Annotated in this window: 13 protein-coding genes; 3 read left to right on the top strand and 10 right to left on the bottom strand. The window is 37.1% G+C overall.

Features of this window, described 5'->3' with window-relative positions; all coding sequences use genetic code 11:
- The first annotated feature begins 289 nt into the window (after positions 1 to 289).
- Positions 290 to 1,336: a C40 family peptidase gene (locus tag AC1DEF_RS21110; RefSeq protein ID WP_097824911.1), complete on the top strand. Its 1,047-nt coding sequence runs from the start codon at positions 290 to 292 to the stop codon at positions 1,334 to 1,336.
- A gap of 536 nt (positions 1,337 to 1,872) precedes the next feature.
- Here AC1DEF_RS21110 and ssb read toward each other — a convergent pair.
- The gene (ssb, locus tag AC1DEF_RS21105; protein WP_016765913.1) at positions 1,873 to 2,235 is read right to left on the bottom strand and encodes a single-stranded DNA-binding protein; all 363 of its coding nucleotides are present in this window, start codon (positions 2,233 to 2,235) and stop codon (positions 1,873 to 1,875) included.
- A 96-nt stretch (positions 2,236 to 2,331) separates the two neighbouring features.
- On the opposite strand from ssb, the gene AC1DEF_RS21100 reads away from it, so the two are divergent.
- Together AC1DEF_RS21100 and AC1DEF_RS21095 are read left to right on the top strand one after the other, a co-directional pair.
- Positions 2,332 to 2,769, top strand: coding sequence for a YwpF-like family protein (locus tag AC1DEF_RS21100; protein ID WP_097824913.1), 438 nt, complete (start codon positions 2,332 to 2,334; stop codon positions 2,767 to 2,769).
- A 523-nt stretch (positions 2,770 to 3,292) separates the two neighbouring features.
- Complete coding sequence (locus tag AC1DEF_RS21095) at positions 3,293 to 3,715, top strand: helix-turn-helix domain-containing protein (protein WP_034648293.1); 423 nt, start codon at positions 3,293 to 3,295, stop codon at positions 3,713 to 3,715.
- Positions 3,716 to 3,743: 28 nt separating this feature from the next.
- Here the strand turns inward: AC1DEF_RS21095 and fabZ are convergent, their stop codons facing one another.
- The 9 genes from fabZ to AC1DEF_RS21050 form a co-directional block, all read right to left on the bottom strand.
- Positions 3,744 to 4,178 carry a 3-hydroxyacyl-ACP dehydratase FabZ gene (gene fabZ, locus AC1DEF_RS21090; protein WP_013059788.1) on the bottom strand — a complete coding sequence of 145 codons (435 nt, stop codon included), beginning with the start codon at positions 4,176 to 4,178 and terminating at the stop codon, positions 3,744 to 3,746.
- A gap of 83 nt (positions 4,179 to 4,261) precedes the next feature.
- The gene (locus tag AC1DEF_RS21085) at positions 4,262 to 5,083 is read right to left on the bottom strand and encodes a flagellar hook-basal body protein (protein WP_097824914.1); all 822 of its coding nucleotides are present in this window, start codon (positions 5,081 to 5,083) and stop codon (positions 4,262 to 4,264) included.
- A gap of 23 nt (positions 5,084 to 5,106) precedes the next feature.
- A complete protein-coding gene (locus AC1DEF_RS21080) occupies positions 5,107 to 5,931 on the bottom strand; it encodes a flagellar hook-basal body protein (protein ID WP_097824915.1) in 825 nt (274 codons plus the stop codon).
- A gap of 114 nt (positions 5,932 to 6,045) precedes the next feature.
- Positions 6,046 to 7,047 carry a rod shape-determining protein gene (gene mreB, locus AC1DEF_RS21075; protein ID WP_013085455.1) on the bottom strand — a complete coding sequence of 334 codons (1,002 nt, stop codon included), beginning with the start codon at positions 7,045 to 7,047 and terminating at the stop codon, positions 6,046 to 6,048.
- A 186-nt stretch (positions 7,048 to 7,233) separates the two neighbouring features.
- Positions 7,234 to 7,497 carry a sporulation transcriptional regulator SpoIIID gene (gene spoIIID / locus AC1DEF_RS21070; RefSeq protein WP_013059792.1) on the bottom strand — a complete coding sequence of 88 codons (264 nt, stop codon included), beginning with the start codon at positions 7,495 to 7,497 and terminating at the stop codon, positions 7,234 to 7,236.
- A gap of 275 nt (positions 7,498 to 7,772) precedes the next feature.
- The gene (locus AC1DEF_RS21065; RefSeq protein ID WP_016765919.1) at positions 7,773 to 8,603 is read right to left on the bottom strand and encodes a stage II sporulation protein SpoIIQ; all 831 of its coding nucleotides are present in this window, start codon (positions 8,601 to 8,603) and stop codon (positions 7,773 to 7,775) included.
- Between the two features lie 162 nt (positions 8,604 to 8,765).
- Positions 8,766 to 9,785 (bottom strand): stage II sporulation protein D, encoded by a 1,020-nt coding sequence (gene spoIID / locus AC1DEF_RS21060; RefSeq protein WP_097824916.1) that lies wholly within the window; start codon positions 9,783 to 9,785, stop codon positions 8,766 to 8,768.
- 162 nt (positions 9,786 to 9,947) lie between these two features.
- The gene (gene murA / locus AC1DEF_RS21055; protein WP_013085458.1) at positions 9,948 to 11,252 is read right to left on the bottom strand and encodes a UDP-N-acetylglucosamine 1-carboxyvinyltransferase; all 1,305 of its coding nucleotides are present in this window, start codon (positions 11,250 to 11,252) and stop codon (positions 9,948 to 9,950) included.
- Positions 11,253 to 11,283: 31 nt separating this feature from the next.
- Entirely contained in the window at positions 11,284 to 12,024 is a 741-nt protein-coding gene (locus tag AC1DEF_RS21050; RefSeq protein ID WP_013059796.1) for a YwmB family TATA-box binding protein, read from the bottom strand.
- Between the last annotated feature and the right edge of the window lie 150 nt (positions 12,025 to 12,174).

The following is a 12,174-nucleotide window of genomic DNA, read 5'->3' as shown; positions in this document are numbered from 1 at the left end:
ATAAAATGTGTTACAACGTTACTAAAAAGAGGACTTTTTTACTTGTCCTCTTTTTTTATTAGATCATTCGACACAAAAAAATAAGTGTAAATCAATCTCCAGCTACTGATAAAGATACAAAAAACGCAATAAATAGCGTTTTTTGAATAAAAAGGTATTTTTATAGCGAAAAAGACCCTTTACTTTCTCTTTAAATTCCAGCATATTTATACATATAATATTTTTGTAATTTAATAGACATATTAGAAAAATAAACACGGAACATTTACATAATTAGGGGGATTTATTAATGAAAAAAAGGCAGCTCGCTTTATCTCTAGGCGCCATTGTTGGCGGGACATTCTTATATCAAGCTTCAGCTGAAGCATCTGCTTCAACTGTTCAAGTAAAAGCTGGAGATACACTTTGGTCATTATCTACCAAATACCATACAACGGTAGAAGCTTTAAAAAGCGTAAATAAGTTATCTTCAAATACAATTCACATAGGACAAACGTTATCGATTCCTTCTGCTTCAACCTCTCAACCATCTAATAAGGAAGAAAAGCCTTCAGCTCCTGCTACTGGTTCGACTTATAAAGTTCAAAGCGGCGATACCCTTTGGAAAGTTGCTACTCGTTTTAATATGAGCGTAGAAGAATTAAAACGTTTGAACGCTCTTTCTTCTAACATTATTTATATTAACCAAACGTTAAAAGTAAATGGAAGCAATAGCGCATCGACTCCAACTACGAGTAAACCAGCAGAAACTCCTTCTAAGGATGCAAACGGAACTTACAAAGTTCAGCGTGGAGATAGCCTATCTAAAATAGCTTCGACATTTCACATGAGCGTGAGTGAGCTAAAACAAATAAACGGATTAACATCTAATACGATTTATGTAAATCAACAATTAAAGGTATCAAAAAGCAGCCAAACAACTACGCCAACAACAAAACCAAGTACATCCACACCTTCAACTTCTAACGGAACATTAAATGTATCGCAAATGATTTCAGATGCAAAACGTTATATAGGTGTTCCTTACAGATGGGGTGGCACAACTCCTTCTGGTTTTGACTGCAGCGGATTCATTTATTACGTAACGAAACAACAAATTTCTACAACGCGCTATACGACGGCTGGTTATTGGAGTGTATCAACACCCGTCAGTAATCCACAGCCTGGAGACTTAGTGTTTTTTAATACATATTCTAGCGGTCCTACACATATGGGCATTTACCTTGGTAATCGTCAATTTATTCATGCTGGATCTTCTACGGGTGTAACCATTGCAAGCTTAGATAACAGCTACTGGAGCAAGCGCTACTTAGGTGCAAAAAGATTTTCTAAATAATTGATAGAAGCTGAAACAAAAGTATTTTAGTTGAAGGAAGATCCGAACGAGTTTGATTCTTGATGGAGAATCAAACTCGTTCGGATTTTTTCATTGGTAGGGTCGACGTAGGTTTCATATATGTAGGTGCTTCTAGCTGTTGAGCGGAGGGCAAAGCGAAGACTCCTGCGAGAAAAGCAGAATAGATGAAACCGCGCGCAAGTGACGAGGAGGCTCATCAGCCGTCCGCGGAAAGCGAAGCCTTGCACGGAAATCAACAGTGGTGTAACAAATGATCCATACTAGCTCACCCCATTTGTTTGTCTTTAGATTGCATTAATTCAGTTATGTCTCAATCTCTTATATACAGAAAAAAACCGTTAAATGATTTAACGGTTGAAATAGAGGAATAGTTCGGGGATAGTGAATACTTTAGTTTTCTCTCTTGAGAACATAGAAAGAGCATTGCTCTTAAAAAGGATCTATCTTCTATTATGATAGATAAGAGGAATTAAAACCTTAGCTGAACTAATCACCCCCTTTCATACTAGATAACTTTATTCTTCTTGTTGATTTGAATCAAATGAAGAAAAACCGGATGGCTTTCCACTTAAAAACTTAACAGCATCAGCCACAACGTCGGTCATATATACTCGTTGCTGAAGATTATTTTCAAATGTGCGCGTTTGTACACGCCCTACTACACCTACAACCGCTCCTTTATCACAGTAAGCAGCCGTATTTTCTGCATTTTTTCTCCACAGAGTAATGTTGACAAAATCAGCATCGTATTCACCTTCAACATTTCGAAACGTTCGATTAATTGCTAAAGTAATAGTAGATACTGCAATCCCTTCATGGGTATATCGAAGCTCGGGTTTTTTTGTCAGTCTTCCTACAAGAACAATATGGTTAATCATAGTCTACCACTCCAACTGATTGAATAATGGGAATCTTTAAGCTCATTCATGTTATAATATGGATAACCTACTATTTACGTAAAGGAGGAAACATCAATGAAAACATTTAAACTTGTGTCATTTCAATTGGTTGATGATCAAGAAAAGCGTCAGTCTGTCTCACTCACTAATGGCCTTATTATTAATAAAGAAGACGGCGAAAATAACTGGATTTTAGAAGCAGTTATCGATAAGAAATGGTACGATGAATTTCATGTTTTGTTGAAAGATAAACAAAAAATGACGGTAGAAGCTAAAATTACGAAAGAAACAAATGATCCGGCTACCTTTATAGCTACCGTGGCTTCCATTACTTCAATTGGTGAAAATCGTATTAGTTTGTTGATGAAAGGTGTTTTAAAAGAACGGAGACTTCATTATGCTGAAATGCTCTTAGAGGATTTAATTAACCAAGGGTTATCAGGTCAAGAATTACTTCAACAGTTCAAACTGCAGCTTCGAAACAGACCGATAAAAAGTACATCTAAAAAATAAGTCAAGTCATCTCAAGGTGTCTGGATTTAAAAGAGAGGATTATTGTTTGCGGTCTTTTTCGTTGGTGCATGAGAAGGGTAAAGAAAAGAGAACTCACTGGAGAGGTACCTTTCTTTTTTTCCTAAAAATAAATGAGCACAATTAGAACGTTTGAAGCGATTATCTCTTATGCGAGCGCCTTGCCTTTTCAAATAAAAATTTGTCATTTTTTCACTCCTTTTTCTTTGTAATTCGTATATTAATGCATTTTCCCCCGTTATTCAACCATTTTTTTCAATATACCGAACAAAAAATAGGATTTTTTTACTATAAAAACCTTTATTTTTGTTCTTTTTTTTATATCCATGCAGAAAAATGAATCTTTTTAGAGAAAAAAAAGAAATAAAAACAGGTTTTATTCCCTTTATTGCAGAAGGTAAAGTGTATATGTTTCATATTGTGCTAATTTAGCATATTACAAAGAATATGAACTACATTCGAACAATAAGACATATATTTATCTTTACGAAATCAGGTGATGCATATGAAGGATTTTGGAGAAAGAATTAAGCAGTTCAGACTAAAAGGAGGGTTTTCACAAGAAGAATTAGCAAATCAGTTGAATGTTTCTCGTACAACTATTTCAAAATGGGAATGTTCAAAACAAACTCCTTCCATTTTTGATTTTTTATCTCTATGTAATTGTTTTCAAATTACGCTGGACCAACTTATTGAGCCTTCCTCTTATAAACAAGATCATTTACATGACTTCCAACTTCTTTACTTAACAAGAAAATGTGAATCGGATTCACACGACGAGACCATTTTAACCCTCATAGATAAACAGCCCTTATTGAAACATGTGCTCTTACAATTTTCATCTCTGTCACCAACACTTCAAAAAGAGTTGCTAACGGATATTATACCTTTATTAAAGAAACTTTTTTCTGCTTTGCAGCGCCAATAAAAAAAGCTGCATCAGCAGCTCTTATGTACTATTCTTTTTTATCGCCTAAAGCAAACATAATATCTGTTTCGCAGACTAACTCTCCATCTACAGTTGCGATACCTTTTCCTTTGCCAATAGATCCACGCGCACGTACAATTTCAACCTCTAAACGCAGTTGATCACCAGGTCTTACTTGCTTTTTAAAGCGGCAGTTGTCAATGCCTGCAAAAAATGCTAAACGTCCTTGATTTTCTTCTTTTTTTAGCATAGCTACTGCTCCTACCTGAGCCAGAGCTTCTACAATTAAAACCCCTGGCATCACAGGATAGTCAGGGAAATGCCCGTTAAAAAATTCTTCATTGGCAGATACGTTTTTTAAACCAACTGCTTTTTTTCCCTCTTCCACTTCTAAAATACGATCGACCAATAAAAATGGATATCGGTGTGGAATAATTTCTTTAATTTGTTCAATATCAAGCATAAATAAGTCTCCTTTCAAACCGCATGTAACATACGATACTATTATCAATATACAGAATGCTCAATTGAGAAGCAACTACTTGCTTAAGCTCTGATCCCATTAACTAAGCCCATCATTTGATCTGCAATTGAAATAGAGCGGGAATTAAATTGATACGCACGTTGAGCAATGGACATATCAGTAAGTTCTTTACTCAAATCTACATTTGACTGTTCCAATTTCCCTTGCTCTACGCCTGCTGTTTCTCGAGCTTTTCCAGTCAAATCTGTAAACATATTCGGTTGGTTCATCCCTGCTGGAAAGGCAAATAGATTTTCTCCTTTAGCTTCGAGCACCTGCGGCTTTTGGACATTTGTTAACCCAAGTGTAAACTGGTCAACACCCTTATTCATAGTAACCGTTATCGTTCCACTTCCATCAATTTGTATATCTTTGAACGCGTTACTGAAAATAATAGCTTGACCATTTTCCCCCAGCACATCCTGACCAGAACCGTTTACTAATTTAACATTGTTCGGGCCTTCAGGGCTAAGATGAAAAGAACCATCTCTCGTATATTGTACAGGCTGTTGGGAATCGTTTACGGCAACTTGAAAATAAACGTTTGGATTTGATGCAGCTACATCTAATAGTTTATCTGTATTCTGAAAAGCACCCTGCGTCATATTCAAGCTCGTTTGATCTAAATAAGCGCCTGTGCCTTGCCGAATTCCAGCTGGCGTAAGCCGCTTTTCTGTTCCCTTATCTTCTTGATTGTTTACTTGTTGATACAGCATATCATTAAATGAAGCATCTCTCGCTTTATATCCTGTCGTATTTGTATTAGATAGATTATGACCAATGACATCAAGCTGCTGCTGCAGCTGTCCCATCGTATTGGCCGCTGTTATCATTGTACGGTTCATCCTTCTCATCTCCCCTGTTGCTTTTAGCGCACACGCCCAATTTCATTTGCCGCTTTATCCATGCTTCTATCGTAAGCTTGCATTATTTTTTGATTTGCCTCAAAAGCTCTGTAAGCCGTTAGTAAATCAGTCATACTTTGAGCAGCATCTACATTGGAACGTTCAACAAATCCTTGCTTTAACTGATAAGAAATGCCTGGATTATTTCTTGCTGAAGGCAAGGGCTGATTGTTCAGCGTTTCATACAATCCATTCCCTGCCTTTTTAATCGTTTGTAAGTCACTAGCATAAGCAATATCGATTTGTGCGACCTGCTGATTATTTTCCGTTACGTTACCTTGTGAATCAACTGTAAAGTTTTCACTTTTTAGTTGAATTGGTTGATTATTTGTATTTAATACATAAGCTCCGGTAGACGTAGTTAAAAACCCTTCCTGATCTAATGTAAAATTACTGTTTCTTGTATATTGAGGCGTATTATCAGGGCTTTGTACCACAAAAAATAGTCCGCCCTCTTTTGTAGGCATATTTTGCTCCATCAATGCAATATCAGTTGATTGAGACGTTTGCTGAAGATCACCTTGTGTAAAATTTGGAACTGTTTCTTGCATATACACGCCCGTATTAATCGTACCTATTTCTTTTTTGTTCTGAACAGAGATGCTACGGTCAGTAGGTAAATCTTCAGATTCCATTCGCTGCAGCAACATATCAGGAAATGCCTTTAACGTACCTTGATCTGCTTTAAATCCTGGCGTATTAGCATTTGCTATGTTATTCGTTAATAAGTCAGTTTGACGCTGTTGAGACAGCATACCCGCCGCTGCCGTGTAAAACCCTTTAAACATACTTCATCCTCCTTACAAGTAAACGTTGCTCGTTATAGCCAGCTCACAGAGTATAATAGATAAAAGAAGAGACTCCTCTGTATGAAACGAGCCAATAGAGGAGTCTTCATTTATTTAAACAATATTGCGACGAGATAGTTTATCAATATTATCGAGCATAATACCTGTTCCAACAGCTACACAACCCATTGGATTTTCTGCAATTAGCACAGGCACCTTTAATTCTTCCGCTAACAGCTGGTCCATACCGTGAAGCAATGCTCCACCGCCAGTTAAAATAACGCCTCTGTCTATAATATCGGCAGAAAGTTCAGGAGGTGTACGCTCTAATACACTTTTCGAAGCTTGTACAATGACGCTGACAGACTCTCTAAGTGCCTCCTCTACTTCTTCAGAATAAACAGTAATCGTACGAGGTAGGCCTGAAACCATGTCTCGCCCTCGAATGTCCAGCTCTTCATTACGAGCTTTAGGAAACACCGTACCAATTTTCACTTTAATTTCTTCTGCTGTACGCTCCCCGATTAAGAGCTTATATTTTTGCTTAATGTACTGCAAAATTTCGGCATCAAAACGATCACCAGCCATCTTAATAGAAGCTGCTGTTACGATATCGCCCATTGAAAGGACGGCCACATCGGTTGTACCTCCACCAATATCTACGACCATATTTCCGCTCGGCTGAAAGATATCCATTCCAGCTCCAATTGCCGCGACTTTTGGTTCTTCTTCCAAATAAATGGTTTTTCCACCGCTCTTTTCAGCAGCTTCGCGAATGGCTTTTTGTTCAACAGAGGTAATATTTGTTGGACAACAAATTAAAATGCGAGGCTTGGATAAAAAACCTTTTACATTTAATTTGTTAATAAAGTGTTTGAGCATAGACTCTGTAATTTCGAAGTCAGCGATAACACCATCTTTTAAGGGACGAATGGCAATAATATTACTGGGCGTTCTTCCTACCATACGTCTCGCTTCTTCCCCTACTGCTAGCACTCTATTTGTATTTTTATCAATCGCCACAACAGACGGTTCATTTAACACAATTCCTTTGCCTTTAACGTGAATTAAGACGTTAGCTGTACCTAAATCGATACCAATGTCTTTTGCTAACATACCTTAAATCCTCCTTCTATTTACATATCTTTGCATGATAACCATTCTTTTTTCCTAATTTACTATTTTATCACAATTTGTATATGTATGTTGTTATTAGCAAAAATATTTATTATATACCTATTTTATCCAAAAAATAAAATGCCCTATACTACCTCTATAAAAAAGGCAATATTGGGCATTTTTTCATTTTACAGTTTCTTCTTCCTTTTTGTACTTTAATTTTGTTGCTTCTCCTCCACGCAAATGCCGAATAGATTTATGATAATCAAGAATTTCTTTTACTTCATTTGCTAACTCAGGATTTATTTCTGGTAGACGCTCTGTTAAATCTTTATGGACAGTACTTTTCGAAACGCCAAATTCTTTCGCAATTACACGAACTGTTTTCTTTGTTTCTACAATATACTTTCCAATCTTGATAGTTCTCTCTTTGATGTAATCGTGCACACTACTCGCCCTCCCCAAATTGGATATGAGAAGTATCCAAGGGAATGTATATATTATCCCTTTTCTAACATTCTCTTTATAGGTTTGTAACAGTTTATTAGCTTGTGTGCAGATATATGCTAGAAAAGTCAGTAAGGACAAGTGATTTCTTATATTTTTTTGAAAATTTAGTGTTTTTTATTTACTTTTTTAACATAATGCATCTCATTTTAGAAAAATTCATAAAAAAAGAAGCTCGATTTTATCCAGCTTCTTTTCGTATTTATGGTCTTGCCTTATGCATTTGGTTTAGACGTATCTGTTGAAGGGTGTTTTGAATCTTTATCTTCTTTAGTCTTTTCATCAGATGATTTTTCGCTATCCTTTGATTCTTCAGAAGAAGAGTCGTCTTTTGGTTCTGTTACTTCAGCTGCTTTGACTTCTTTGATAGAACTGACAGATTTTCCAAAATAACTGCTTGGATTAATTGCTACACCATCTTTACGAACTTCAAAATGTACATGTGTTTTTGCTTCTTGATTATATAAGCTTTTTCCAGCTTTTGCGATCGTTTGGCCTTGTTTAACAATATCTCCTACTTCTACATCAGCTTTCTCAAGAGATTGATACTGTGTGACTAAACCATCTTTGTGATCAATTTCTACTACATAACCTAGTAAAGGATCTTTTGTTGCTTTTGTTACTGTACCGCTAGCTGCTGCTACAACATCAAATGATTTATCTCCCTTAACAGCTAAGTCAACACCTGTGTTTGGATGATACGTATTGTTGTAGAAAACTAGTGCTTCTTCTTGCTGTTTTTCAGATGCTTGATCGTCGTAGAAAGGCTTTTTCACGATAGCTGATGCTTCACTAGCAACTGGCATTTTTAAATTTTCAAGCGAAGCATTTACCTCTACAGCGTCGTCTCGATAAGCCGTACCGTCTTGGCTATAGCCGCTTTTGTCTTCTTTGCTAATATCGTTTCCATTAGCTTGAAACCAAAGGACTGCTGTAAGAATAATTGCTGCACTCGCTAAATAGATAGCCGGGAACACCCAACGCTTTCTAACTAATTTTTGAACTTTCGATTTTGGAGAAGTACGTTTCTTTTCTTCCTCTCTCATATATCATCACCTCAGCAATCAGTCTGAACACAATTGAATGAATATATACACAGCGATAAAAAATTTTTTTCGATTATTTTTCAACAGATGACTCTAAAATATACATTTTATTTAAAAAAAGTGAAAAACATAAAAAAAGACCCTGCTATAAGGGTCTTTGAATTAGCGTTTAGCTGTCAATTGTGCAACAAACTGATCGTTAGGGGTAATCGCAACACCTGTATAATAATGAGTAACAATATCTTTATAGGTTTTTCCTTCTAGTGCCATACCATTTGCTCCGTACTGACTCATCCCAATACCATGTCCATATCCTTTTGTGTTGATGATAATTTCATTACCTTTTTTTGTCCAATGAAAGTCGGCTGACGATAAACCCAGTTTTTCCCGAACATCTTTTCCCGACAGTTCTTTACCGTTTATCTTTACGTAATCTACGCGCTGCCCCGGCGTTCTAGAGACGATTTCACCTACTGATCCACTGTTTAATTTCACTCCAAGCCTCTGTTCAAAGCTAGCAACAGACATTACTTTCTGATTTGTAAATTCAGGGGACTTTTTATCCCATGGACTAGCTACACTTTTTAGATAAGGAATGGAATTCTTCCAATACGCTTCTGAGTTTTCAGTGTAACCATTGCTGGTAGAAAAGAACGTAGCATTAATTGGCTTATTTTTATACGTAAGAATTTGACCTTGGGTGTCCTTCACTGCTTCCTGAATTTTTTTGATTTTCCAATCATAGTCTTTGTTCCATCTGCTTCTTAGCTCATCTTTATTTAAATATACTTGGTACTCTACGGTATCAGTCACATCCGCTCCTTGGGGAAGATGACTATTTCCATTCATCATAGTTTGCACAATATAGGTTCTGGCTGCCAAACTTTGAGCCTTAAGTGCTTCAAGCTCAAAAGTAGCAGGCATTTCAGCTGCTACTACCCCTACAAGATAGTCTTCGAGCGGCAGTTTTTCTACTTTTTTCGTTTCCGTACGATAAACACTGACGTCAAGAGGAGACGTTGTCACTTTTTGTAGTTTTTCGGTTTTTGGGGTCTGTTTGACATTTTCATGTAGCTTTCCATCTGTCTTTTCAGTAAAAGGAACAACGAGAAGTGTTGGGATGAGTAACACAACGAAAAAAAAGATGACTCCTAGTACGACGATTGGCTTTGCTTGTTTCATGAACGCCTAGCCTCCATATCTATTATTTTGACAAGGAACACCTATATCCCTATATCCCATATGTATGGAGGTGGACAACCTTTTATGACAGCAAACCGGCCATAAGGGTCGTCCAACGACAAAAAAAGCATCTCGCTATGAGATGCTTTTTTTATGAAATATTTACTTGACGTCTGAAGCCTGTTGAGTTTGTTCTACTTGCTTTGTTTCGTCATTTACACGTTCAATATCAGCGCCCAAAGCGGCTAATTTATTGTGGAAATTTACATAACCACGATCAAGGTGTTTTAATTCCGTTACACGCGTATAGCCGTCTGCTACAAGTCCTGCTAATGTTAACGCTGCTGCTGCACGAAGATCTGTTGCTGCTACTTCAGCGCCTTGTAGTTGAGTAGGTCCGTTAATAATAACAGAGCGCCCTTCAATTTTAATATCAGCGTTCATGCGGCGAAACTCTTCTACGTGCATAAAGCGGTTTTCAAAAACTGTTTCTGTAATCATACTTGTGCCTTCTGCTGCTAATAATAATGCCATCATTTGAGATTGCATATCCGTAGGGAACCCTGGATGAGGCATTGTTTTAATATCTACTGATTTTAGCTTTTCAGGTCCTACAACACGTAAGCCGTCGCCTTCTTCAGTAATTTCAACACCCATTTCTTCCATTTTAGCAACAAGTGAACTGATGTGCTCTGCTACTGCACCGCGTACAAGTACGTTTCCACCTGTAATAGCTGCTGCTACCATGAATGTTCCAGCTTCGATACGATCTGGAATAATTGCATGTTCTGCACCATATAATTTATTAACACCTTCAATACGGATCGTACCAGTTCCTGCACCGCGAACTTTAGCGCCCATTGCGTTTAAGAAGTTTGCTAAATCGACAATCTCAGGTTCTTTTGCTACGTTTTCCATAATTGTAGTGCCTTCCGCTAATGCTGCTGCCATCATAATATTTTCTGTGGCGCCTACACTTGGGAAGTCTAAATAAATTTTAGCACCTTTTAGTCTTCCTTCAACTTTTGCATCAATAAAACCATTTCCTACTTGAACTTTAGCACCCATTGCTTCAAAGCCTTTAAGATGCTGATCAATCGGTCTTGATCCAATTGCACATCCGCCAGGTAAAGCTACACGAGCCTCACCTGTACGCGCCAATAAAGGACCCATTACAAGTACTGAAGCGCGCATTTTTCTTACATATTCAAAAGGTGCATCTGTTTTTAACTCTCTTGATGCATCTACAACTACACGATTTGTTTCAAAATCTACTTCTGCATTCAGATGTCTTAAAACTTCGCCAATCGTAAATACATCGGAGAGAGCTGGTACATCATTTAGAATTGTTTTTCCTTCACTAGCTAATAAGGTTGCAGTGATAATAGGTAAAACGGCGTTTTTTGCTCCTTCAACTTTAACTGTACCGCTTAATCTATTTCCACCGCGGACGATGATTTTTTCCAAGGTATTCCCCTCCGCGTCCATTTTCTCTATATTAATATTCAGACGTAATGATAGGTGTGCCAACAACTATGGTTGTTTGACCGCCCATTCTTGTCTTGCGTAATGCAATTTGTAAGTTCATTTCCTGCTTTTTCGTTTGAAGAGCTTCTTTCCACAGTCCAGTATATGCTGAAACAGAGGTAAATGACTCTTCCACTAGAGATTCCACTGGTTTAGCATTGAAAGCTCGTAATAGGTCTTGAATTTCAACAGACAAAACACTTTCCATCTTATCATTGATTTCCCCAGTTGCACAAGAGAAAATTATGGGTTCTGATAGGAAAATTTTTTCATAATTTGTCTGAAATACATTTTGAAAATGGGTCATATTTTTTTCTTTCAAACCTTGTCCCGTTACATGATACGATATGTACGCATTGCTGTGTTCATCGATCGCATAAGTTAACAGAATGACTTCGTTCACATCTTCACTTTTGCGTGTACCTATTGCTTTCCATAGGTCTCTTTCCCTCTTCACTTCCCATTTAAAACCTCTAAAATTACTTTTAATACTTTTAGCTTGCGAATAAAAGGTTTTTTGGTCAGTAACAGCTTTTACTTCTTCTCTTGCATACAACGATACTTCAGTTAACGAAACATGCTGCTTATTTAAGGTGTGAACAATCTTCTCAATAGTAGTTTCATTGTTTTGGGCATTGCTCACATAACTTCCATGATATACGAATAAGCCAGTAATGAAAATAGCCAAAAAGACACTAATTTTTTTAAACATTTCGCCACTCCCTCTCCGTACTCATCAGTCTTTCCAGAAGGCGATGATACATACATGAAAAGGGTCGTCATATTTAGACATAGCGACATACATTAGCGTATAAATTCGTATATCTTCAATGAATGAACGCCTATTTTATCATAGACTCAT

Source organism: Priestia sp. 10L35 (genome assembly GCF_056395685.1).
Note: the sequence above shows the minus strand (reverse complement) of the source record. Positions and strands in the feature narration are given on the sequence as shown.